Source organism: Aquitalea aquatilis (assembly GCF_005155025.1).
Classification (GTDB): Bacteria; Pseudomonadota; Gammaproteobacteria; order Burkholderiales; family Chromobacteriaceae; genus Aquitalea; species Aquitalea aquatilis.
Genome location: NZ_CP039731.1, coordinates 4,026,696 through 4,050,299, shown reverse-complemented (window position 1 = coordinate 4,050,299; position 23,604 = coordinate 4,026,696). Strand labels below are relative to the sequence as shown.

Annotated in this window: 23 protein-coding genes; 12 read left to right on the top strand and 11 right to left on the bottom strand. The window is 58.6% G+C overall.

Going from position 1 to position 23,604, the window contains the following annotated elements; genetic code table 11:
* Together FAZ30_RS18845 and FAZ30_RS18840 are read right to left on the bottom strand one after the other, a co-directional pair.
* A complete protein-coding gene (locus FAZ30_RS18845; protein WP_124643665.1) occupies positions 1-897 on the bottom strand; it encodes a polyprenyl synthetase family protein in 897 nt (298 codons plus the stop codon).
* On the bottom strand, positions 887-1,120 hold the full coding sequence (locus tag FAZ30_RS18840) for an exodeoxyribonuclease VII small subunit (RefSeq protein WP_059284794.1): 234 nt from the start codon (positions 1,118-1,120) through the stop codon (positions 887-889). The genes FAZ30_RS18845 and FAZ30_RS18840 overlap by 11 nt, the downstream gene beginning before the upstream one ends.
* A gap of 163 nt (positions 1,121-1,283) precedes the next feature.
* Here FAZ30_RS18840 and FAZ30_RS18835 point away from each other — a divergent pair, with 163 nt between their 5' ends.
* Positions 1,284-2,117 (top strand): SDR family oxidoreductase, encoded by an 834-nt coding sequence (locus FAZ30_RS18835; RefSeq protein ID WP_124643666.1) that lies wholly within the window; start codon positions 1,284-1,286, stop codon positions 2,115-2,117.
* A 352-nt stretch (positions 2,118-2,469) separates the two neighbouring features.
* The gene (locus tag FAZ30_RS18830) at positions 2,470-2,934 is read left to right on the top strand and encodes a DUF2846 domain-containing protein (protein ID WP_124643667.1); all 465 of its coding nucleotides are present in this window, start codon (positions 2,470-2,472) and stop codon (positions 2,932-2,934) included.
* Positions 2,935-3,099: 165 nt separating this feature from the next.
* Here the strand turns inward: FAZ30_RS18830 and FAZ30_RS18825 are convergent, their stop codons facing one another.
* Positions 3,100-3,966 (bottom strand): LysR family transcriptional regulator, encoded by an 867-nt coding sequence (locus tag FAZ30_RS18825; protein WP_124643668.1) that lies wholly within the window; start codon positions 3,964-3,966, stop codon positions 3,100-3,102.
* Positions 3,967-4,066: 100 nt separating this feature from the next.
* Here FAZ30_RS18825 and FAZ30_RS18820 point away from each other — a divergent pair, with 100 nt between their 5' ends.
* On the top strand, positions 4,067-4,537 hold the full coding sequence (locus FAZ30_RS18820; RefSeq protein ID WP_124643669.1) for a multidrug/biocide efflux PACE transporter: 471 nt from the start codon (positions 4,067-4,069) through the stop codon (positions 4,535-4,537).
* Positions 4,538-4,539: 2 nt separating this feature from the next.
* Positions 4,540-4,875 carry a DMT family transporter gene (locus FAZ30_RS18815; protein WP_124643670.1) on the top strand — a complete coding sequence of 112 codons (336 nt, stop codon included), beginning with the start codon at positions 4,540-4,542 and terminating at the stop codon, positions 4,873-4,875.
* A gap of 70 nt (positions 4,876-4,945) precedes the next feature.
* Here the strand turns inward: FAZ30_RS18815 and FAZ30_RS18810 are convergent, their stop codons facing one another.
* Complete coding sequence (locus FAZ30_RS18810; RefSeq protein WP_137010023.1) at positions 4,946-6,217, bottom strand: diguanylate cyclase; 1,272 nt, start codon at positions 6,215-6,217, stop codon at positions 4,946-4,948.
* Between the two features lie 175 nt (positions 6,218-6,392).
* Between FAZ30_RS18810 and FAZ30_RS18805 the strand changes: the two genes are divergently transcribed.
* The 4 genes from FAZ30_RS18805 (at position 6,393) to FAZ30_RS18790 (ending at position 13,475) form a co-directional block, all read left to right on the top strand.
* The gene (locus FAZ30_RS18805; protein ID WP_137010022.1) at positions 6,393-9,224 is read left to right on the top strand and encodes a valine--tRNA ligase; all 2,832 of its coding nucleotides are present in this window, start codon (positions 6,393-6,395) and stop codon (positions 9,222-9,224) included.
* Positions 9,225-9,457: 233 nt separating this feature from the next.
* A complete protein-coding gene (locus tag FAZ30_RS18800; protein WP_137010021.1) occupies positions 9,458-10,960 on the top strand; it encodes a reverse transcriptase domain-containing protein in 1,503 nt (500 codons plus the stop codon).
* A gap of 1,034 nt (positions 10,961-11,994) precedes the next feature.
* Positions 11,995-12,699: a glutathione S-transferase N-terminal domain-containing protein gene (locus FAZ30_RS18795; protein WP_124643674.1), complete on the top strand. Its 705-nt coding sequence runs from the start codon at positions 11,995-11,997 to the stop codon at positions 12,697-12,699.
* A gap of 95 nt (positions 12,700-12,794) precedes the next feature.
* Positions 12,795-13,475 carry a hypothetical protein gene (locus tag FAZ30_RS18790; RefSeq protein ID WP_124643675.1) on the top strand — a complete coding sequence of 227 codons (681 nt, stop codon included), beginning with the start codon at positions 12,795-12,797 and terminating at the stop codon, positions 13,473-13,475.
* A gap of 105 nt (positions 13,476-13,580) precedes the next feature.
* On the opposite strand, the gene FAZ30_RS18785 is transcribed toward FAZ30_RS18790, so the two are convergent.
* Together FAZ30_RS18785 and FAZ30_RS18780 are read right to left on the bottom strand one after the other, a co-directional pair.
* A complete protein-coding gene (locus tag FAZ30_RS18785; RefSeq protein WP_124643676.1) occupies positions 13,581-13,826 on the bottom strand; it encodes a GlsB/YeaQ/YmgE family stress response membrane protein in 246 nt (81 codons plus the stop codon).
* Between the two features lie 168 nt (positions 13,827-13,994).
* Positions 13,995-14,729, bottom strand: a complete 735-nt coding sequence (locus FAZ30_RS18780) for a peptidylprolyl isomerase (protein WP_124643677.1) — start codon at positions 14,727-14,729, stop codon at positions 13,995-13,997.
* Positions 14,730-14,982: 253 nt separating this feature from the next.
* On the opposite strand from FAZ30_RS18780, the gene FAZ30_RS18775 reads away from it, so the two are divergent.
* Positions 14,983-16,287, top strand: a complete 1,305-nt coding sequence (locus tag FAZ30_RS18775) for a ferredoxin reductase family protein (protein WP_124643678.1) — start codon at positions 14,983-14,985, stop codon at positions 16,285-16,287.
* 15 nt (positions 16,288-16,302) lie between these two features.
* Here the strand turns inward: FAZ30_RS18775 and FAZ30_RS18770 are convergent, their stop codons facing one another.
* The 3 genes from FAZ30_RS18770 to coaBC form a co-directional block, all read right to left on the bottom strand.
* Complete coding sequence (locus FAZ30_RS18770; RefSeq protein WP_137010020.1) at positions 16,303-17,349, bottom strand: GGDEF domain-containing protein; 1,047 nt, start codon at positions 17,347-17,349, stop codon at positions 16,303-16,305.
* A gap of 90 nt (positions 17,350-17,439) precedes the next feature.
* Positions 17,440-17,892 (bottom strand): dUTP diphosphatase, encoded by a 453-nt coding sequence (gene dut / locus FAZ30_RS18765; protein ID WP_059286425.1) that lies wholly within the window; start codon positions 17,890-17,892, stop codon positions 17,440-17,442.
* Positions 17,893-17,972: 80 nt separating this feature from the next.
* Positions 17,973-19,151, bottom strand: coding sequence for a bifunctional phosphopantothenoylcysteine decarboxylase/phosphopantothenate--cysteine ligase CoaBC (gene coaBC / locus FAZ30_RS18760; RefSeq protein WP_137010019.1), 1,179 nt, complete (start codon positions 19,149-19,151; stop codon positions 17,973-17,975).
* A gap of 172 nt (positions 19,152-19,323) precedes the next feature.
* On the opposite strand from coaBC, the gene radC reads away from it, so the two are divergent.
* The 3 genes from radC (at position 19,324) to FAZ30_RS18745 (ending at position 20,951) form a co-directional block, all read left to right on the top strand.
* Positions 19,324-19,998, top strand: a complete 675-nt coding sequence (gene radC, locus FAZ30_RS18755; RefSeq protein WP_124643681.1) for a RadC family protein — start codon at positions 19,324-19,326, stop codon at positions 19,996-19,998.
* Between the two features lie 118 nt (positions 19,999-20,116).
* Entirely contained in the window at positions 20,117-20,368 is a 252-nt protein-coding gene (locus FAZ30_RS18750) for a hypothetical protein (protein WP_103526209.1), read from the top strand.
* A 208-nt stretch (positions 20,369-20,576) separates the two neighbouring features.
* A complete protein-coding gene (locus tag FAZ30_RS18745) occupies positions 20,577-20,951 on the top strand; it encodes a Gfo/Idh/MocA family oxidoreductase (protein ID WP_124643682.1) in 375 nt (124 codons plus the stop codon).
* 189 nt (positions 20,952-21,140) lie between these two features.
* Here the strand turns inward: FAZ30_RS18745 and FAZ30_RS18740 are convergent, their stop codons facing one another.
* Entirely contained in the window at positions 21,141-21,749 is a 609-nt protein-coding gene (locus tag FAZ30_RS18740; RefSeq protein WP_124643683.1) for a 3'-5' exonuclease, read from the bottom strand.
* Complete coding sequence (locus FAZ30_RS18735) at positions 21,749-23,554, bottom strand: putative nucleotidyltransferase substrate binding domain-containing protein (RefSeq protein WP_137010018.1); 1,806 nt, start codon at positions 23,552-23,554, stop codon at positions 21,749-21,751. The genes FAZ30_RS18740 and FAZ30_RS18735 overlap by 1 nt, the downstream gene beginning before the upstream one ends.
* Between the last annotated feature and the right edge of the window lie 50 nt (positions 23,555-23,604).

Below are 23,604 nucleotides of genomic sequence, written 5' to 3'. Positions count from 1 at the left end.
TTAAAACGAGCGGGCTACGATATAGTCGGCCAGTTGTTTCAGTCGGTCGGCATCCGGGCCAAAGCCTTCCAGTGCGGCAAAAGCTTCGGCACACAGTTCCTGGGCGAACTGCTTGGCTTCGGCCAGTCCCATCAGGCTGACATAGGTCGGCTTGTCATTGGCGGCATCCTTGCCAGCGGTCTTGCCCAGCGTGGCGGTATCGGCTTCGCAATCCAGCACGTCGTCCACCACCTGAAAAGCCAGGCCAATGCGTTTGGCGAAGATGTCCAGCTGTTCGATCTGGACTGCAGACAGCGGCTGGCCGGCTTGCGCACCCAGCATCACCGCCGCGCGGATCAGCGCGCCGGTTTTCAGCATGTGCATGAACTCCAGCTCTGGCAGGTTCAGGCTATGGCCAACGCTGGCCAGATCGATGGCCTGGCCACCAGCCATGCCGGCATGACCGGACGCACGTGCCAGCGTCTGGCACAGGCTGAGCTGGGTCGCCGGGCGAACACCTTCCATCGGGGTGGCGATCAGTTCGAAAGCCAGCGTCTGCAGCGCATCACCCACCAGCAGGGCGGTGGCTTCGTCAAATGCCACATGACAGGTGGGCTTGCCACGGCGCAGCACATCGTCGTCCATGCAGGGCAGGTCGTCGTGCACCAGCGAATAGGCGTGGATCATTTCTACCGCCGCAGCGGCGCGGGCCAGGTTCTCGGTACTGGCACCACTCAGTTCGCCAGCGGCAAATACCAGCAGCGGGCGCACCCGCTTGCCGCCCTGCAGCGTGACATAGCGCATGGCTTCATGCAGGCGTTGCGGCAGGCTGTCGGCGGAGGGCAGAAAACGCTCCAGCGCGGTTTCCATGGTTTGCTGGATCTGCGTCATCCAGCCGATGAAGGATTCATTGGCCATTGCTGAGGTCCAGCGGTTTGAGTTCGTCGTTTTCCAGAATTTTCAGTTGCTGCTCGGCGTCGGACAATTTGCCCTGGCAGAACTTGATCAGCTCGATGCCTTGCTTGTACGAGGTGAGCGCAGACTCCAGCGGCAGGTCGCCGCCTTCCATCGCCTGGATGATGTCCTCCAGCTGGGCCAGCGCGGTTTCAAAGCTGGCCGGGGCTTTGGCGGATTTCGCCATGGCGTTTTCCTTGTTGCAAAATCGGTAGTCGGCCATTTTATTCCATTTCTCCGGCGATACGATAACTTTGTCGGCAACGGGCGCGGCGGTGAAAGCGCTTTAGCAATGCCGGGTGGATGGTGTAGGGTTCCGCCTGTTTCCGTGATTTCGACGAGGTTGTCCCGTGTCCCACTCCCCCTGCATTCTGATTACCGGCTGCTCCAGCGGTATTGGTTACCACACGGCAAAGCTGTTGCAGCAGCGTGGCTGGCGCGTGTTTGCCAGCTGCCGCAGTGCCGACGATGTGGCCCGGCTACAGGCGGAAGGGCTGGAAAGCCTGCAACTGGATGTGACCGACAGCGCCTCCATTCATGCCGCGTTGCAGCAGCTGCTGGGCCAGACCGGTGGCCGGCTGGATGCCCTGTTCAACAATGCCGGCTTTGGCCAGCCGGGTGCGGTGGAAGACATCAGCCGCCAGGCCATGCGCGAACAGTTCGAGACCAATCTGTTCGGGCCGTGGGAGCTGACCAATGCCGTGCTGCCGGTCATGCGTGCCCAGGGTCATGGCCGCATCATCTATAACAGCTCCATTCTGGGCTTTGCCGCCATGCGCTGGCGCGGTGCTTACAACGCCAGCAAGTTCGCCATGGAAGGCCTGTGCGACACCCTGCGCCAGGAGCTGCACGGCAGCGGCATCTTTGTGTCACTGGTGGAGCCGGGGCCGATTGAAAGCCGCTTCCGCCCCAATGCCCTGCAACGTTTCCTGAAAAATGTCGATGTGGCGGGCAGCGTGCACCGCGAGGAGTACGAAGGCCAGCTGGTGCGGCTGAAAAAAGAAGGCCACGCCGCGCCGTTCACTCTGCCGGCCACGGCGGTAGCCGAAGAGGTGTGGCGTGCCATTACCGTGCCGCGCCCTGCCGCGCGTTACCGCGTGACCACGCCGACCAAGGTGTTCTGGTTTTTGCGCCGGGTGTTGTCGACGCGGGCTTTTGACTGGGCGCTACGCAAGGCGGTGTAGTAGGTGTCGGCATAGCGGATACCCGATGTTTAAACGGTTTGATCCTTGCTGTGCGACAAACGATGGTGCATCGCTGCGTTTAACTTCGCGGGTCTCGCCCTGCTGTTGAGCTTCTTTCTTTTGCTTCGCCCGTATTGCACTAAATGGGTCGGTGCCTACTGTTCTTAATTATTTTTGTTCTGATTGGTTATGCACTGCATGGGTTTTTCATTGCATTTAAGTAACTTTTCAAAAAAATAGTTGTAAGAATTTGTTGTGATTTATGTGTATTTTCCTAGGTGAATTATGCTTTATGCCATTGTTTTTTTACTGTAGAGTGTCGAGCTCTATGATTAAAAATATGGACTGATCGATGAAAGCCTCGCTTGCTATTGCTATGACTATATCCCTACTGTTTACCGGCTGTGCATCAGTAAACATGGCACCTAAGGAAGCTTCAGCCAAAGCCAAGGAGTTCAATCCCCCCAGTGCTGGTAATGCTGGTGTTTATATCTATCGTAATAGCTTTGTCGGTAAGGCACTTAGGAAAGACTTGTTTATTGACGGCAAGTGTGTGGGTGAGAGCGCCCCGGACGTTTTTTTTCATACTGAAGTTTCTGGCGGTAAGGTTCATAAAATTGATACCGAATCAGAGTTTTCGGCAAATTCAATTGATGTAATGTTTGATGCAGGTAAGAATTATTTTATTCGTCAATATATCAAGCTAGGTATGTTTGTGGGTGGTGCTGGCTTGGAGCAAGTTTCTGAAGAAAAGGGAAAAGCTGATATTGCGGATCTGGATATGGCTACACCAGGAAATTGCAGTTCGTCCAAATAATATTGGATATTCATTTGTGGTTGTGGGGGATGGTGTGGGGCGGGCCGTTGTTGTCACGTGGCGAGGCGTCCTACTGGGAAGTAGGCTGGGCGCTGGCAACGCAAAGCTGATTGCATACGCCTTGGCGACTTGTTAGTTGATTCCGGCTGGGATGAAGCCGGCCTGCTATCCCCCCGTCCCCATCAGCTGCGCCAGCACCCATGCCGCTGCCCGCCCGGGCTGGCGGGCTTGCGACCACACCAGATCCACCCTGACTGACTTGGGCCAGCCGGCCACATTCAGTGCCTGCAGTTCATCGCCGCCAAAGTTGACCGCCAGCCAGCAGGGCAGTTCGGCCCAGCCAAAACCCAGCCGTGTCATTTCCAGTAGCAGCAGATAGCTGGGGGCGGACCAGCAGCGTGCGCTCAGGGTGGCACTGGGCGGGCCGTAATAGGTGTTCAGCCGCAACTCGCGCTCGGCGGCCAGCTGTTCGCGGCTGACTTCCGGCAGTGTCGCCAGCGGGTGGCCACTGGCGACATACAGATTGCTCTGGCTGGCATCCGCCATGGGGTAATGGCCGATGTCGGCCGGATAGCGCGCCAGGCCCGAGACAAAACCCAGCTGGGCACGGCCGCTTTCCACCAGATCGATCACGTCTTCTTTTTCTGCCACCAGCGTTTCCAGTTCCAGCGCGGGAAACTGCTGCTCGAAACGGCGCAGCATCTGTTCCAGCGCCTGCGACTGGAAGGTGTCGGATAGCACGATGGTCAGCCGTGGCTCCAGCCCGCCACCCAACAGGCCGGCCACCCGGCCCAGCGTGTCGCTGGCATCCAGCAGTTGGCGGGCATGGCTGAGCAATTGCTGGCCGGCAGGGGTGAGCACGGGCTGGCGGCCGCTGCGCTCGAACAGGCTGACGCCCAGGTCGATTTCCAGATTGGCAATGGCTTCGCTGATGGTGGACTGGCTCTTGCCCAGCCGACGGGCGGCAGCGGAAAAGGAGCCCAGCTCGGCGGCGGTGCTGAAGGCGGCGATGGCGTCTAGCGACAGTGACATATCGGACTTTCCGATGGGTTTTATTTTTTAACTATCCGTCAAACCAATCACAATGTCACCCGATCAGAACCAGTCAGCAGCATTAGCCGGAGGAAACACCATGCAGACGCAACACGACAAGCCTATCAGCGAACGGATTTTTCATGCCGTGCTGTACGAGCTGTGCGCCATGATCCTGCTGGTGCCGCTGGCTTCGCTGGTGATGGACACCGGGCTGGGGCATATGGGCTTGCTGGCGCTGATGATGTCCAGTGTGGCCATGTTGTGGAACATGCTGTTCAACGCGCTGTTCGAGCGAGCGGAAAGGCGCTGGGGGCTGACACGCACGGTGTGGGTCCGCAGCGCGCATGCCTTGCTGTTTGAAGGAGGGCTGGTGGTGATGCTGGTGCCGTTGGCGGCGTGGTGGCTGGCGGTATCGTTTTGGCAGGCATTTTTGCTCGATCTGGGCTTTTTTGCCTTCTTCCTGCCTTATACCTATGTGTTCAATCTGGCTTACGACCGGATTCGCCTGCGTGTCATACAGCGCAGGCATACTGCCCGGCTTCGCGCCGAGGGCGCTGCAGGAGAGTGAATATGAATAATGCCTGGATTTTCCTGTCGGTAGCCATTCTGTCCGAGGTGGTGGCCACCTCGTCGATGAAGCTGACCGAGGGCTTTACCCGGCTGGGGCCGTCGCTGGTGACGGCCATCGGCTACATGATTTCCTTTTACATGCTGTCGCTGACTTTGCGCCATGTGCCGGTGGGGGTGGTGTATGCCATTTGGTCTGGCGTGGGCATCGTGCTGGTGTCGCTGGTGGCCTGGCAGCTCTACGGGCAAAAGCTGGATGTGCCAGCCATGATAGGCATTGGCATGATCATGTCCGGCGTGCTGGTGTTGAACCTGTTTTCCAAATCGGCCAGTCATTGAACGATGTGCGGCGTGGCGGGTGAGTCCGCCATGCTGATACTTACAAAAAAAGGGGGGCTTCCCCCTTTTTTCATGCCGATGCGACAGACGCTTCGTCGCTGGGCTGGTCGGTCATGCCGCCGCATACCTGATTGCGGCCGTTGTGCTTGGCTTGATACAGATAGTTGTCGGCCTGTTTCAGCAGGGGGCTGATGTCGGCTTCTACCGCAGCGGCCATGCCGATGCTCACGGTAAAGCGCAAGTCGCCCAGCGGTGTGCTGATGATGAGGTTCGCCAGCGCCCGGCGCAGTTTGTCCAGCTGACGCAGCATGCCGGGAGCGTCCATCGGCTGCGCCAGGATGACAAACTCCTCGCCGCCAAAGCGGGCGATGATGTCGTCCGGGAAAAATGACTCCAGCAGGCGCGCGGTCTGGCAGATCACCTGGTCGCCGATGTCGTGGCCATAGCCGTCGTTGATGCGCTTGAACAGGTCGATGTCCAGTACGGCCACGCTGTAGTTGTGGCGCAAGCCGGCAACCTGCGCAAAGAAGTGGCGGCGGTTGGACAGGCCGGATAGCGGGTCCTTGTTGGCGGACTCCTGCAGTGCCTGCAGGTTTTCCACAAATTCCACGTTGCGGGTGACGCGGCAGAAAAATTCTTCGTAATTGAAGGGCTTTTGCAGATAGTCATCCGCCCCGGCCTTGATGAAGCGCGCGGTCATGGTGGGGTCCTGGCTGCCGGAAATGCCGATGATGGCCAGGCGGGTGTGGTCGAGGAAGCGGCGCACGGTGCTGGTCATGCGTACCCCGTCCATGCCCGGCATGTCGTGATCGGTCAGCACCAGCTTGATGCCGGTTTCGCGCCGCAGGATGCCCAGCGCCTCTTCGGCGTCGGCAGCTTCCAGTACCTGATACAGATGGCGTTCCAGCTGCATGCGCAAGAACTGGCGCACCGCCTGGGAGTCGTCCACCACCAGCACCTTGATGCCGGGATTGATGCGGATGCGGCGCAGCATCTTCATTACGTACTCAAAGGCGGACGGGCTTTCCTTGGGGATGTAGTCCACCACCGGCATGGACAGCACGCGTTCGCGCGTCTGCATATCGTTATGTGCGGTCAGCACCACGGTGGGAATGCGGTTTTCCAGCAAAAGCGGCAGTACCTCGCCACTGGGGGCGTCCGGCAGGCAGTAATCAGCCACGGCAGCCATGAAGCGTGGGTCGTCGGCCAGCGCCTGCTGTACTTCGGCCATGCTGGTGACGGGAACCGCGACAAAGCTTTGCTTGTTGACCATCCGGCAGAGCGGGCGGATCAGCATCAGGCTGTCTTCGATCACGAGAATGCGCGGGGCGGCCGTGCTCATGGATATTTTGCTGTCGGTCAAGAGAAGTGTGCCCATTATTGTCGAAACCGGCCTATCTGTCAGTAAACCTTGTATGACAAATGCCACTGCGACGACGGGCTGCCGGCTCGGAGAACACCGTAAAAAAGGGTATAATCGACCCATTTTTTCAGCATAAGACACACCATTCACCACCATGGAACTTGCCAAGAGCTTTGAACCGGGCGATATCGAACGTCGCTGGTACCAACAATGGGAACAGGCCGGCTACTTCAAGCCGAGCATGGACACCACCAAGCCGTCCTTCGCCATTCAGCTGCCGCCGCCCAATGTCACCGGCACCCTGCACATGGGCCACGCCTTCAACCAGACCATCATGGATGGCCTGACCCGCTACTACCGCATGAAGGGCGACAACACGGTGTGGATTCCCGGCACGGACCACGCCGGCATCGCCACCCAGATCGTGGTGGAGCGCCAGCTGGCCGAGCAGGGCATCAACCGCCATGACATGGGCCGCGAAGCCTTCACCGCCAAGGTGTGGGAGTGGAAGGAAAAATCCGGTGGCACCATCACCAGCCAGATGCGCCGCGTCGGCTGTTCGGTGGACTGGAGCCGTGAATACTTCACCATGGACGACACCCGCGCCGAAGTGGTGACCGAAGTGTTCGTCCGACTGTTTGAGCAAGGCCTGATCTACCGTGGCAAGCGCCTGTCCAACTGGGACCCGAAACTGGGCACCGCCATCTCTGACCTCGAAGTGGTTTCCGAGGAAGAAGACGGCCACATGTGGCACATCAAATACCCGGTAGTTGGGAGTAACGAGTTTGTCACCGTTGCCACCACCCGCCCGGAAACCCTGCTGGGCGACGTGGCCGTGGCCATCAACCCCACTGACGAACGCTACCAGCACCTGCTGGGCCAACAGCTGCAACTGCCGCTGACCGGCCGCACCATCCCGGTGATTGCCGACGACTACGTGGATGCCGCCTTTGGCACCGGCTTCGTCAAGATCACCCCGGCGCACGACTTCAACGACTATCAGGTGGGCAAGCGTCACAGCACCCAGCTGATCAACGTGATGAGCCTGGAAGCCACCATGCTGGCGCGCGCCCAGGTGTTCGGCTTTGACGGCTCGGTACAAGGCACCATCGACCTGCCGGCCGCCTATGCCGGCCTCAGCACCAGCGCCGCCCGTAAAGCCATGCTGGCCGATCTGGAAGCGCAGGGCCTGCTGCTGGAAACCAAGCCGCACAAGCTGATGGTGCCGCGTGGCGACCGTACCGGCTCCGTCATCGAACCCTTGCTGACCGACCAGTGGTTTGTCGCCATGGACAAGGTCGCCGTAGATAAAGACGGCCAGCCCGACCCCACCGGCCAGTCCATCGCCGCCAAGGCCATCGACGCGGTACAGTCCGGCGAAGTACGCTTCATCCCGGAAAACTGGGTCAACACCTACAACCAGTGGATGAACAACATCCAGGACTGGTGCATCAGCCGCCAGCTGTGGTGGGGCCACCAGATCCCGGCCTGGTACGACGAAGACGGCAACATCATCGTCGCCCGCAGCGAAGCCGAAGCCCAGGCACAAGCCCCGGGCAAGACCCTGCGCCGCGAACAGGACGTGCTGGACACCTGGTTCTCCTCCGCCCTGGTGCCGTTCTCCACCCTGGGCTGGCCGGAAGAAACCCCGGAACTGAACGCCTTTGTCACCTCCAATGTGCTGGTGACCGGTTACGAAATCATCTTCTTCTGGGTTGCCCGGATGATCATGATGACCAAGCACTTCACCGGCAAGGTACCGTTCCGTGACGTCTACATCCACGGCATGGTGCGCGACCACGAAGGCAAGAAGATGTCCAAGTCCGAGGGCAATGTGATTGACCCGGTGGACCTGATCGACGGCATCGCGCTGGAACCGCTGGTAGAAAAACGCACCACCGGCCTGCGCCGCCCGGAAAAAGCCCCGCAGATTGCCAAGGCTACCGAAAAGCTGTTCCCGGAAGGCATCCCGGCCTACGGCACCGACGCCCTGCGTTTCACCATGGCCAGCTACGCCACCCTGGGCCGCAGCGTCAACTTCGACTTCAAGCGCGCCGAAGGCTACCGCAACTTCTGCAACAAACTGTGGAACGCCACCCGCTTCGTGATGATGAACGTGGAAGGCAAGGACTGCGGCCAGGACGAAAGCCTGCCGCTGGAATTCAGCTTTGTCGACCAGTGGATCATCGGCCGTCTGCAGCAGGCCGAAGCCGACGTCACCAATGCGCTGGAAACCTACCGCTTCGACCTGGCCGCCCAGATCATTTACGAATTCATCTGGAACGAGTACTGCGACTGGTATGTGGAACTGGCCAAGGTACAGCTGCAAAACGGCAACGAAGCCCAGCAACGCGCCACCCGTCGCACCATCGTGCGCGTGCTGGAAGTGGCCCTGCGCCTGACCCACCCGCTGATGCCCTTCATCACCGAAGAGCTGTGGCAAACCGTTGCCCCGCTGGCCAACGCCAAGCACACCGACTCCATCATGCTGGCGCAATGGCCGGTGGCGGTGCCGGAGAAGATCAATGCCGAGGCCAACGCCCGCATGGATGCCTTCAAGGACATGGTCAACGCCGTGCGCAACCTGCGTGGCGAAATGGGCATCGGCCCGGCCGTCAAGGCCCCGCTGTTCATTGAAACCAGCGATGCCTCGGTAGCGGACTTCATTCCCTACCTGAAGCTGCTGGCCCGCCTGACCGAGGGCAGCATCGTTGCCACCCTGCCGGCAGACGACGCCCCGGTTGCCATGTCCGGCAACGCCCGCCTGATGTTGAAGGTGGAAGTGGACAAGGCCGCCGAAACCGCTCGCCTGACCAAGGAGCTGGGCAAGCTGGAAGCCGAGCTGGCCAAGCTGACCGCCAAGCTGGAAAAACCGGGCTATGTAGACAAGGCCCCGGCGCATCTGGTGGAGCGCGACAAGGCGCAACTGGCGGAGCTGAATGACAAGATGGAGAAGGTGAAGGGGCAGTTGGCGAAGCTGGCTTGATTAGAAGTTGATTTTTATTAAATTACTTGCTAAATTTTCTCAACTTTCTTATGGAAAGAACGGGTCCCCTTTTTGATGGGATGTGTCTCCACTTTTGAGTGTAGTCATGTGCCAGATGGGACTTTGGCATCAAAACCAACTTAACCAAGTGGTAACTTATTTTTGACAGGTTGGACCCGTGGAAAGCCCAAGCTAATCGCTTGGGCTTTTTGTTTAAAAAACTGGAGAGCAATATGTTCAAATTGGAGTATAGGCTAGAACTATTAATACAAGAAGAATGTAAGAAATTAATTAGACGCTATCATCAATATCACAACTACTTGCATCTTGAGCACAAAAGGAATGAAGAACGACTTATCATAAATTCTGATAAAATCATTCACAAACCTGATTATTGGAATATTGATAGTAAATTTAATCCATTTTATGTAAAAAGAAAATCAAAAAGCATAGCAAAATCCATAGCAAAAGCGATTGAAACTAGGATATACAAGCCCCATCCTCCCTTTGTAAGGAAGATTCAAAAATCTGACGGTGGTTGCCGAGAAGTATCTATTTACACCATTCCAGATTCTGTTGTGTCGAAATTATTTTACAATAGATTGCTTCAAAAAAATAAGCATCGATTTAGTTCGTTCTCATACGCCTACAGAAATGATAGAAATGTACATTTTGCAATTCAAGACGTATCGGTATCGCTAAAAGAAAATTCAAGAGCATTTATTTCAGAGTTTGATTTTTCTGATTTTTTCGGGTCAATTTCTCATCAATACTTGCATGATCAGTACGATAAAAATGGATTTCTTATTGGTGAAGAGGATAAGTATGTAATCAATGCATTTTTGGAAACGCGAGAGCGTGGAATACCGCAAGGCACTTCCATCTCGCTATTTTTAGCAAATATGGTTTGCTGGAAATTGGATAGAAGTTTTGAAAAGGCTGGTTTGAAATTTGCCAGATACGCTGACGATACTATTGTCTGGAGCGATAGTTATTCAAGCATTTGCAGATCGTTTGAATTAATTTCTGATTTTTCGAATGAGGCCGGAGTAAAGGTCAATACTAAGAAGTCCGATGGCATAAGTCTGCTTATTAAGGGAGATATGCCGGCCGAAATTCACTCAAAAAGCGCATTTAATTTTCTTGGCTATTCAATTGCGGTCGACAAAGTGTCGATAAAACCCAACTCGGTCAATAAAATTAAAAAACAGATATCATACCTTCTTTACAAGAATTTAATTCAACCACTAAAGCAAACACCAGTAAATGCTAGATTATTACCAAAACCTCATGGGGATAAGGCATTGCTAATTGCGTTGGCGCAAATTAGACGATACATGTACGGTGGGCTCAGTACTCAAGATTTAATTGATTTTTTAAATGGAGGAAGTGGGAGAATATATTTCAAGGGCATTATGAGTTTTTACCCGCTGATTGATGATGAGAAACAATTAAAGGAGCTTGATGGCTGGCTTGTTTCAACAGTTTATAGGGTAATTGAGTGTAGGGCAAAGCTCGTAGCATCAAAGACATTGGTAACGTACTCGTGTTTCCCGCGCGGCATACCCAAAAATCGTTTCGCCATCCGGATGAGAAGAAAACGAATTATGGGGCTAACACTATTGGAGATACCTAGTTTTACATTAATATATAAAGTAATAAAAAGGGGAGTGACTGAAATTGGCATTGAAAAAGTAATGCATCCAAGATCATTGGATTATGACTATTCATCATAATATGTTTCTAAACTTCCCAATGTCATTGTCAAAGTGTAATGTTACATCTCTTGCACGCTACATGGTTTAACTTCGCGGGTCTCGCCCCGCCGTCGAGCTTCTTTCTTTTTTTGCCAAAAGACAGAAGCCAAAGAAAAGGCAACCCGCAGCGCGTCGAATTCCCGCCCCTGCCATGCTGCCCAGGGCGCGGCCGGAACTTGCGGCGCGCTAACCGTGTCGCTGCGGACAGCCGACCGCTTAACATCCTGAGCGGCACGTCCGTGTCGGCTTGCGCTGACGGGGCCCGGTCTAGTTGGTTTTGTTTTGGCCTACGGAATAAATGGGGCTGCTTCTATAGCGTCTGCTGGGAGAGGACTGGGCTGGGTGCAGCACAGTCGGGCGTCATTGCAGCTATCCACCACAAACTCCCCACCGCACCGACGCCACCCCATCCCCCGTCAAGCATGCCGAGGGGTGGCGCTGCTGCGGGTTTAAGCGGCTGGCTGTTTGAGCGATTGGACGTTAGCCAATCGCGAGTTCCAGCCGTGCCGCAGCAGTGACGGGACCCGGAGGGGAGCCGCAGGCCATGCTTGCCCGGGGTGGCCTGGGAGGTGAAGGAGGGATTGGCCACACAATCCCTCCTTCCCGTTTGCCGCGCGGCAGCGGCGTGAAAAACATCATCCGCGTAGCGGATTCCCACTTGGTGTTCACCAGTTTAAAGCAACAGCAAAAGCTACTTCGCGGGTCTCGCCCCGGTCGGGTCCCGGCGGGCCGCCGCAGGCCATTCAATGCGGCCAGCTATTCAAGTGTGGGAATCGTTGGTCAAGCAAAGATCCCTTTCCCGTCCGCCGCGCGGAAGCGGCAGGCAAACCATTTTCCGCGCAGCGGATTCCAACCCACTAATCACCACAGACCCACCCCCCACACATTCCCGAACACAGCGTTCAGCAAGCCGCCCCCCACGCCGGCAGCATTCCCGCTACTATCACTCTCCAGATCACATCCCGACCACTGCCGGCGCAGTAGCCCGGCAGCCCATTAGCAAAGGCCTCGCCATGACCGACCTTTCCGCCTATCCGATTACCCGCAAATGGCCAGCCCGCCACCCGGAGCGGCTGCAACTGTATTCGCTGCCCACCCCCAATGGCGTGAAAGTATCCATCATGCTGGAGGAGTGCGGCCTGCCTTACGAGGCGCATCTGGTCAGCTTCGACAGTCAGGACCAGTTCAGCCCGGAATTCCTGTCACTCAATCCCAATAACAAGATTCCAGCCATCCTTGACCCGAATGGTCCGGGTGGTCAGCCGCTGGCCTTGTTCGAGTCCGGTGCCATCCTGCTGTATCTGGCCGAGAAGACCGGGCAGTTCCTGCCGGCTGATCCGGCAGGGTGTTATGAAACCATCCAGTGGCTGATGTTCCAGATGGGCGGGATTGGCCCGATGTTTGGCCAGCTGGGCTTTTTCCACAAATTTGCCGGCAAGGACTATGAGGACAAGCGTCCGCGCGACCGTTACGTGGCTGAGTCGCGCCGCTTGCTGGGCGTGCTGGATGCGCGCTTGCAGGGACGCAATTGGGTGATGGGTGATGATTACACCATTGCCGACATCGCCATCCTGCCCTGGGTACGTAATCTGGTTGGCTTCTATGGCGCGGGTGATCTGGTGGGCTATGACGATTTTGCCGAAGTGCAGCGTGTGCTGGCGGCTTTTGTTGCCCGTCCGGCAGTTGGGCGCGGGCTGCTGGTGCCGCAGCGGGGCTGAGTTCTGACTCAGGGTTTATTGCTTGCACTATTGCATTGTCATTTCTGGTCGGGCAGCTTATTGTCTGCTTTTGTTCAATTTGCCGGGAGTGATCGATGAAACACTTGCTATCCCGCCTGCTGGCCAGCGTGGTGCTGGCTTGGGCTTGCTTGTCCACTGCGGGGGCGGCAGAGCTGGATGAGGCCACGCTGGCTGGCCATTACTGGCTGAAAAATATGCGAGAGGTGGGCGGCGAGTTGCTGTTGCGGCCGGATGCCAGCTTTGAATGGTCGCTGACTTATGGCGCGGTCGATCAGTTTGCCCAGGGCAAGTGGCGGGTGGAGGGGGGCAAAGTGCTGTTGCAGGCGGCGTCTCCGCAGGGCTCGCCGCGCTTCCGGCTGTTTGAGGAGGACGAGCTGAATATCCGCAAGCCGGCAGAGGCTGGCAGCTGGGTGGCGATTGTCGGCATGCCACGGGTTGGCCCGGCGGCGGGGATGGCTGTGATGTTTGAAAGCGCCAGCGGCAAGCAGTGGCAGGCCGTGAGCGATCGTAATGGCGATGCCATCGTCCAGGTGCCGGCGAGTGAAGCCTGGGCGCGTGCGGGTTTGCGGCGACAGGGGGATAACGGTGAATGGCAGTGGTTTGTCATTCCGCCCGCCCGGGCCGAGGCCAGGCTGGCGGCATTCGCCATCGATGACATCAGCCAGATTGCACCGCAGCCATTCCAGCGCATGACGCTGCTGCCGGTGGTGGGCACATTGCAGAGCGAGGACGGCGGGCTGGTGTATTCGCGCTGAATCCCGGCGCTTGCCGGATTGCGACTGGACAGGCTCTCGCCTTGCTTCATGTACAAAACGAAAATGGCCCGAGAGGGCCATTTCCATTTGATACGTAGCGGGAAGCTAGCTGCGCTTGACCAGCCTTACCATCAGCAGCAGCACCACCGCACCGATAGTCGCCACGATGATGCTGCCTACCATGCCGTCGCCAGCACCGATCCCCAGGCTGCGGAACAAAAATCCTCCCAGATAGGCACCAATGATGCCGACCACCATGTCACCGAGCAGGCCAAGCCCTTCGCCTTTTACCAGCAAGCTGCCCAGCCAGCCGGCGACGATGCCGACCAGTAGAAACCAGATGAGATGCATTGTTGTTCTCCCTGTGTGTTTGGGCCAGTGTGACCCGACGGCATCAGCCTAGCAGGCTGCTGGTTTAGTGGCAATGTTTGAAAACAGTTAATGTTATTTGTTTAATGTCGGAATGTAAAAAAACCGGGTAAACCCGGTTTCTCATGGCCGCAGCTATGCGCTAACAGCTTACAGTGCCGGCATGCTATAGCCTTCGATCTTGGCGGCTTGTACCAGCCCGGCCAGATACTCGTGCATGGCCTTGTTGCCGGCCATCTGGGTCAGGTACTGCTGCAGGCGTTCCTTGATGTCGTCAAAGCCGATCTGGCCGCCCTGGGTCCGTTCGTTGACCTGGATGATGTGGAAGCCAAACTGGGTTTGCACCAGGCTGGGGGTGATCTGGCCGGCTTCGGTGCTGAATACGGCTTGTTCGAATTCCGGCACCATCTGGCCACGGCCAAACTGGCCGAGGCTGCCGCCTTGCTGGCCGGACGGGCAGGTGGAGTGCTCGCGGGCCAGGTCGGCAAAGCGGGCCGGGTTGGCTTGCACTTCGGCCAGCACGCCTTCGGCCTTGGATTTGGCCAGCATATTGCCCAGCTCGTCGCCAGCGCCCAGCGGGAACAGGATGTGGCTGGCCACGGCGGATTCGCCGCTGGCAAAGCGTTCCGGGAACTCGTCGTAGAAGGCGCGGCAGGTGGCTTCGTCCACCGGCTCAACCTGGATTTCTTTTTCCAGCAGCGCACCGATGGCAGCGTTCGGATTGGCACCATCCAGGCCTTCGGCCTTGGCTTTTTGCAGCAGCAGTTCGCGCAGGATCAGTTCTTGTACGGTGGCATCGCGCGGATTGGGCGCGTCTGCGTGGTTTTCCTGTTCAGCCTGCACCATGGCTTCGGTGATTTCGACGCCGTTTACGATAATGGCCATGTGATTTTCCTGTGTGGAGGGTAAGTGAGACGCTGCAAAATGTACGGCGTAGTGAAGTAGGGCATTAAATGGGGCTGCAGGGGCGGATGTCAATAGTGGCTCGTGATTCCGGCTGCGTTTACCGCAAATTGCTAATCATTGTTAATGTTGCCGCCGGCTTATTACAAAAACACATTTAGCCCTGCTGGCTTAAGCAGCGGTTCATCTGCGGGCGTTTCAATGTCGGGTATCAATAAAAAGAAGGATACCGGGCATGAAAACATTCAGTTGGAAAACCCATCCTGTTGCCTCTGCCATGCTGCTGATGGCGCTGGCCTTTCTGTTTTGTCACGGCTTGTATATTGCCTGGCCGGACAATTACTTCGCCTGGCGGCACGAGCTGATGCTGCTCAGTGGTGTCGAGCTGATCATGCTGATGTCGCTGGGCATGCTGCTGGGCATGCGCCCGCTGTGGCTGGAAAAACTGTGGGGCGGGCTGGACAAGCTCTACGGATTGCATCGCCGCCTGGGCATTGCCGCCGGGCTGATGCTGTCGGCACACTGGCTGCTGGACCTGTCGCCGCGCTGGCTGATCCAGCTGGGGCTGATTGCCCCCAAGGTACGCCATGGCGGCCCGCATCTGTTTTCCTGGACGAGCCTGGCAAAGCAGGTGGGCGAGTGGGCGGCCTGGGCTGTGCTGGGCCTGGTCATCATCGCCTTGCTGCGCATGGTGCCATATGGCTTCTGGCGCAAGCTGCACAAGCTGTTTGCCCCGGTTTACCTGATGGGGGCCTTTCATAGCGTCATTCTGACTCCGTCTGCTTTCTGGTGGACGCCACTGGGCTGGCTGCTGGCGCTGCTGCTGCTGGCGGGTAGCTATGCCGCGATGGTTTCCCTGCGGCGCAAGGTGGGCAGCCTGCAGCGGCATGTTGGCACCATTACTGCCGTTGAGGCCTTGCCGGGCAATATGCTGGAGTTGCGTTGTGACGTGCCGCGCTGGCCCGGTCACCTGGCTGGCCAGTTTGCCTTGCTGCGACTTGATGCAGCGGAAGGCGCACATCCCTTTACCATTGCATCAGCCTGGCAGGGGCAGGGTGAGTTACGTTTTGTCATCAAGGCACTGGGCGATTACACCCGCAGCTTGCCCGGCCGCCTGCAGCCGGGAGGCGAGGTGGTCGTCGAGGGGCCGTATGGCGGTTTTACCGGTGGGCAGGAAGGGCTGGCTCCGCAAGGCTCACAAGTATGGGTGGCTGGTGGGGTGGGCGTGACGCCCTTTCTTGCCTGGCTGCAGGCGCAGTGGCAGCCACTGCGTGCGCCGGTGGATTTCTTTTATTGCGTGCGCCATGCCGGTGAGGCGGTCAGGCTGGATGAGTTACGCCATGCGTGTGAGCGTCTGGGGGTAAGGCTGCATCTGCTGGAGAGTGATCATGGCCAGCGGCTGACTGCACAGGCCTTGCCGTCGACTGCTGCGGATGTGTGGTTTTGCGGGCCGGAGGGATTGGGGCAGAGCCTGCAGCGCCAGTTGGCCAGTCGCTCGCAGCCGCCGCGTTTTCACCACGAGGCTTTCTCGCTGCGCTAAGCGTGGTGGTAGCGGCTAGAACAGGTCGATATCGCCGCTGGCGACTGCTACCTCGTTGACGAAGCCTTGCTGTTGCAGGGCTTCAAACTGGTTGACCTGATTGCGGCCATTGGTTTTCGAGTGGTACAGCGCCTTGTCGGCCCGGTCGATGACCTGGGAGGGCACAAAACTCTGGTCGAGCCGGGTAAAGCCTATGCTGACCGTGACCTGACCTACCTGCGGGAAGGGCTGATTGGAGATGCGTTCACAAAAGCCCTCCAGGATGGCCTGGGCCTTTTCTGCGCTGACCGCACGGAACAGGATGGCGAACTCCTCGCCACCATAGCGGTACAGGCCGTCTTCTTCACCAAAAAACTGCTGCATGCGCTGAGCCAGCATCAGCAGTACCTCGTCGCCGATGATGTGGCCGTAGTTATCGTTGACCCGTTTGAAATGATCGATATCCAGCAGGGCGAGAAAGGGCAACCTGGGTAATTCAGGATGCTGGCTGGCGACCAGGGTATAGAGCTGGGAGTCGAACTTGCGGCGGTTGTTAAGCCCGGTGAGGGTGTCACTATCCGAGGCGTGCAGCAGGTTGAGGAAGTTTTCGTGAATGCGTGCCAGTGCCAGCAGCAGGGTGTGGTCGATGTCGGTATCGTGGTTCGGCGTCACCATCAGCACCGCCACCACCTGGTTGATCTGATAGAGCGGTACGCACAGGCCGGTTTCGGTTTGGTAAACCGGCTGGCGCTCATCCTGCTGCTGCAGAATGCGCAGTATTTTGCTGTTGGGTAATGTCCAGGGCTGGTTCGGGAGTGGTTCTTGGTCGGGATGATCAAGCTGGATGCGCCACCAGGGATGGCCATCGATCCAGCGGCAGTTGTATAGCGCCACGGTGCAGTTGGGCATCAATTCGCGTAGCGTGGTCAGCAGACTGATTTCCAGTGTCTTGCGTTCGCGCTGGGCAGTCAGCTCGACCAGGCTGTCCAGTATTTCCGGGAGAGGATAGTCTGGGGGCATGGTATCCGGGGTGGTCCTGCTTATTTCCATGGTGGTGATGTCCAGCGCGAATGCTGAATTCATGACAAGGTGATGAATGCAGTATATGCAGCACGGATGGGTTTTTCCACGTCGGGACGGACCAGGCTTTCAGCCTGGCCGTCCAGGTTTGCTTCAACTGCGGCCGGTGCTGCCGAAGCCGCCTTCGCCACGTTCTGACTGACTGAAATCATCGACCAGATTGAACTGCACCTGTACCACCGGCACGATGATCATCTGGGCGATGCGTTCCAGCGGCGCCAGCCGGAAGGCGGTATGGCCACGGTTCCACACCGAAACGAACAGCTGTCCCTGGTAGTCGGAATCGATCAGCCCCACCAGATTGCCCAGCACGATGCCATGCTTGTGACCCAGGCCGGAGCGCGGCAGGATCATGGCGGCCAGTTTGGGGTCGGCAATGTGGATGGCCATGCCGGTGGGGACCAGCTGGGTTTCACCCGGGGCAATCAGCAGGTCCTTGTCGATGGCGGCGCGCAGGTCCAGGCCGGCAGAGCCGGGCGTGGCGTAGTCGGGAAGGTTGTCGTGCAGGCGCGGGTCCAGCACTTTGACGTCTACAACAGGTTTCATGATGGTTTTCCTGCAATAAGGAGTGGGCAGGCAGGCGCGCTGGCCTGCCTTGTCTAGGCATGTCGTCTGGAGGTTGCGACTCAGCGGTTGAGCATGGCGGCCAGGTGCTCAACGATGGCCTTGGCCACGGCGGGCTTGGGCATTTCCGGTAGCGCGTGCTCACCGGCATCGTCCAGCAATACCACCTGGTTGCTATCCGCACCCATGGCGTGTTGCGCCAGATTGGCCACCAGCAGCGGCAGCCGTTTTTTCTTGCGTTTGCGCTCGGCAAACTCCAGCAGATTCTGGCTTTCGGCGGCAAAACCGACACAGAAGGGCGCTGCCGGCAGGCTGGCGACGCTGGCCAGGATGTCCGGGTTTTCTTCCAGTTCGATCACCGGCAGGCCGGCTTCTTTCTTGATCTTGTGCGCGGAGCGGTTTTTCACCCGGTAGTCCGCCACGGCGGCCACCGCGATGAAGATATCGGCCCGGCCCACTTCCAGCATCACGCTATCGTGCATCTGGCGTGCGCTGTCAACATTGATGCGCGTCATGCCGATGGGGGCTGGCATGCCGGTCGGGCCGGAAATCAGCGTGACTTCGGCACCGGCATCACGACAGGCACGCGCCAGGGCATAGCCCATCTTGCCGGAGCTGATATTGGTGATGCCGCGTACGGTATCGATGGCTTCATAAGTGGGGCCGGCGGTCAGCACCACTTTTTTGCCGGCCAGGTTTTTGGCCGCGAAGAAACCTTCCAGCATTTCGGTGAGGTCTTCCGGCTCCAGCATGCGGCCTTCACCCACTTCACCACAGGCCTGTTCGCCGGAGGCCGGCCCCCAAACTGCCACCCCGTCGGCCCGCAGTTGGGCGACATTGCGCTGGGTGGGCGGGTTCTGCCACATCTGGCGGTTCATGGCCGGGGCCACGATCAGCGGACAGGTACGGGCGGCAGCCAGGGTGGAGATGAGGTCGTCGCTGACGCCATGCGCCAGCTTGTAGAGCAGATTGGTACTGGCCGGGGCGATCAGAAACACATCGGCGCGGCGCGACAGTTCGATGTGCGCCATGGCGTTGTCCGGGCGCGGGTCCCACAAATCGCTGTAGACGGCATGGCCGGACAGGGCCTGAAAGGTAAGCGGGGTAACGAAACGGGTGGCTGCCTCGGTCATCACCACCTCGACCTGATGGCCGGCCTTGACCAGCAGGCGGGTCAGTTCGGCGGCCTTGTAGGCGGCAATGCCACCGCTCACGCCAAGCAGGATGCGTCTGGCTGTCATGGGGCTTCTCAACGTGCTGTGCAGTAAAGGCGAAAGTGTACCGGATTTTGTCCAGCGTCGTGCTGCGGCTTGCAACTGGCCCTTGGCAAGGCGGGTGGTGCACAGGGCGGTGGATATGATGATTGCCGACTGCCTGCAAACAGGCTATAGCCAGAGTAAGGGTGACACATTCATGTCCATCAATGATTGGCCGCTGGCCGAGCGGCCACGCGAAAAACTGTTGGCACAGGGTGCTGCCGCCCTGTCAGATGCCGAGTTGCTGGCCATTTTCCTGCGTACTGGCATCCGTGGCATGACGGCGGTGGATATGGCGCGGCAGTTACTGGGGCAGTTTGGTTCGCTGGCGGCGCTGCTGGGGTGTCGGCTGGATGATTTCGAACGCTGTCCGGGGCTGGGTGCGGCGAAATACGCCCAGCTGATGGCATGCAAGGAGCTGGCGCGGCGCGCTCTGGCCGAGGAGATGAATCTCAGCGACGCGCTGCAAAACCCGGCGGCGGTAAAGGATTACCTGCGCTGGGTGATTGGGCGGCGCGATGTCGAGGTGTTCGTGGTGCTGTTCCTGACCGCACAGCACCGGGTGATTACGGTGGAAGAGGTATTCAGCGGCACCCTGACCGAAACCAGGGTCTATCCACGGGAAGTGGCGCGGCGCTGTTTGCAGCACAATGCCGCCGGGGTGATCGTGGCACACAACCACCCCTCGGGCGTGGCAGAGCCGTCGGCGGCGGATCGCAGTCTCACCGACAGCCTGCGGGCGACGCTGGCGCTGGTGGATTGCCGCCTGCTGGATCATTTTGTGGTGACGGGCAGCCAGGCGGTATCGTTTGCCGAACTGGGCTGGTTGTGAAGGAGAATGCGGATCGGTGTTGCGGCGGCCTGACAGTGCTGCGGTAACTGACGGGCGCATCGGGTGGATGACTGTCGGCTGTGATCTTGTCTCTCAACTGCATCACAAGGAGCTTGCCATGAACATCCTGCGCTTGCTGAATGAGTCGGATTACATTCAGGTCAACAACCAGTTTATCAAGCCGGACCAGCACGGTGCCTCGGAAGAATTCGCCGATGAGGACGATGTCGTGCTGGAGGCCCATGTCGATGGTCAGGATCTGGTGCTGACGCTGGGCGATCTGGAAGACGCCACGCCGCTGGCCGATGGCGGCTTCTGGCTGGAGGGGGTGGGCTATCTGCGCTTTCTGTCGCGTCAGAGCCTGCACTGAAGCCAGCCGGTCAGCCATGGCTGCCTGCCATTTCAACCCGGACTGTTCCGGGTTTTTTGTTGCCTGCCGCCCGGTTTGGCTGCGGTATTTTGCCCTGGGCCGGGTGCTGGCTGCATGCAGTTTGATTTGTCTCAAATCTGCGCAGGCTGGTGGCTGTTAGAGTGTCGGCTCTTATTCTAAAGGCATAATCTGCCGCATCGAGGGTGACATGGAAAAATTCAGGATCGGCATGATAGGCGCGGGTGTAACTGGTGCCCCGCTGCTCCGGCAACTGCTGGATGCCCCGTTTGTCGAGATGGTTGGGGTGGCTGATCTGGATTTGCGTCTGCCCGGCATCGAACTGGCCCGCGAACGCGGTGTGCCGGTGACCAGCAACTTCATCGAGATCGCCGAGCAGGGCGACCAGGTCGACATCATCATCGACGTGACCGGCTCGCGCAAGGTGCGCGAAGACCTGCGCCGTTTCATGCAGTTTTCCGGCAACAGCCACACTGTGATCGTGCATGAGCGCATCGCCTTGCTGATGATGTCGCTGGGGGCGGGGGCGCAGGTGGAGACCCAGCACGAGGAATTGGGCTACTAAGACTCGCTAACAAAAGCCCCGCGCCTGCGTGCTGCCTCCTTGCCGTACGCCTTGTACTGCTTGTGTCGGCGCGCCTTGGCCCGGGACCTCTGCGATATTTTGTTAGCGGCTTTGTGTCCAGCTGCAGTGTGCAGTAAACCGAAAACCCGGCCGCGGCCGGGTTTTTGCATGGCATGACCAGCTACGGCCTCAGCCGAACCCGCGCTGTTGCAGGCTCAGGTACAGCATGCCGGCGGTGATGGCATCGTTGAGTGCATCATGGCGCGGCAGGGCGGGGATGTGCAGGTCTTCGTTCAGCACTGACAGCCGCAGGTCGATGTAGGCGCCGGGGTTCTGCTTGAACTTGTAATCGTAATAGCGGCCGGAGATTTCGATCTGGCGATTGGGCAGGCCAATACCGGTGATGGCGCGCACGTATTTGTTGAGCACCGCGACATCGTATTCCAGGTAATAACCGACCAGTGGCCGCCCGCCGATGAAGTCCAGCAGTTGCCGCACGGCCTCGTCGGCATCCAGGCCCTCGGACACGTCCATCGGTCGCAGGCCATGGATGCTGATATTGCGGCTTTCCAGCTTGCGCGTGGGTTTCACCAGCACATAAAAGGCCTGGCTGGACAGGATGCGGTTGCCACGCAGCCGCACCGCGCCGATGGAGAGCAGTTCCGCCTCCTGCACTTTCAGGCTGGTGGTTTCACAGTCCACACTGACTACTTCTTCATCCAGCTCTTCGAACAGCGCTGCATAGCGCGGGTCTTTCAACTGGCGCTGCTGCCATTGCCGCTTTAACCGGGCCAGCATCAGAAGCTCCCCAGGCGGAAGTGATGGCGTAGCTGGGCGCGGAATTTCTTCACTACCCCCAGTGCATCTTTCAGCAAGTCACGCTCCAGCGTGGAGAGCTGGTCCGGTTCTATCTGGTTGCCCGGCAGCTTGCCCAGTGACAATTGCTGCAGGCCCTGGCTGAGCTTGAGGGTGAGCAGGAAGGACAGCGATTCGGCAATTTCGTTGGCCAGTTCCTTGTCCAGATGACCGGCTTCGGCCAGCGCGTGCAGGCGGTCGAAGGTATTGCACTGGGTCAGGCCATGTTCCAGCGCCAGCGAACGCACGCCATGGACCAGCGGGAAAATGCCGCCTTTTTTCAGGTCGAGCACGGCCTTGCCATTGCGCTCCTTGGTGAGCAGGTGGGAGAACAGCCCCAGCGGGGTGTCGAACTGTTCGATGGCGCGGGCGAAGCGGGAAAAGAAGCTGGCATCGTCACGCAACTGGCGCATGAGGTAGTCGTGGCTGCTCTGCAGCAGGCTGCTGTCGCCGGCCACGGCCTCGGCATCCACGTAAATGGCCAGATTCATCAGCGCATGGCCATCCGGTTGATAGACCCATTGGTGAATCTGTTGCTGCAGCTGGCTTTCAGTCAGGCGCCAGGCGGCATTGTTGACCATGATCTGCCCCTGGCAGGGCGGGTAGCCGAAGCGGGCCAGGGCGGCGGAAAAGGCCTCGCAGATGGCGGGCAATTCGGGGTGGTTGAAACCGTTGCGCAGGATGAGGGCGTTGTCCTGATCGGTTTTCAGTATCTGCTCGCCACGGCCTTCTGAGCCCATGACCAGCAGGCAGCTGTTCTGTTGCAGCGCGGGCGGAGCCAGCAATTGCCAGGTGCGGGCGAACAGCCGCGCGTTGAGGGTTTGCACCAGCCGGCCCAGTTGCGGGGCCTTGACGCCGTGGCTGGACAGGATTTGTACCAGCCGGGTGATCTGGCCGGCGATGTCGGCCAGTTCGTCCAGGGTGTCGGCCCGTTCCAGGCGTTGGGCAATCAGGTGGGAGTGGTTGGAGAAGTAGGACAGGATGTCCACCTGCGACAGTATGCCGATGGCCTCGCCGTTCTCGGTCACCACCAGGCGGCGGATATTGCGCCGGGTCATGATCAGCAGGGCGTTGAACAGGAAGTCGCCCACATCCACGGTTAGGAGTTCGAAGCGGCACAGCGTGGACAGCGCCGTGCTGCCTGGTACTTCGTTGAGCACGATGTCGCGAAAATCGGTGGTGGTGAAAATGCCCAGCTTGCCGTCGTGGCGCACCAGCACCGATTTGACCTTTTTTTCCTTCATCACGCGCGCGGCTTCACGCACGCTGGTGTGGCCATCGACAAACACCGGGGTGCGGCTGCCCACGTCGCGCACGGTGGCGGTGAGCAGGGTTTGCAGCTCGCGGTTGCCGGCACGCTGCGCCATGCTGCCGAATTTTTCCGACACGCTGGCATAAAAATACGCCCCAAAGCGCGGGTTCTGCTCGGTCAGTGCCAGTACCACATCGCGCAGCAGGGTGTAGACCAGTGCTTCCTCGTGTACCACGAAGCGGTGTGGGGTCTGGCCGGCCACCATGGCGCGGGCGTCGAAGGTATCGCGCTCGCGGTACAAGGTGATGACTTCGTCGCCGGCCATTTCACGCACGCTGCCTTTGAGCACCACATAGAGCGCTTCCACCCGTTCGCTGGGGCTGAGTAGGCATTCTTCGTCAGCAAAAAACTGGATGTCGGCGTTTTTTTCCAGCGTTTGCTGCTCGCTGGGGCTGAGGGTGTCGAATGGCGGATGGCTGAAATCGAATCGGCTCATGTGGTCTTCCTGTGGCGCTATTGTTATCCATGGCTGCGAGAGGGGCTTTG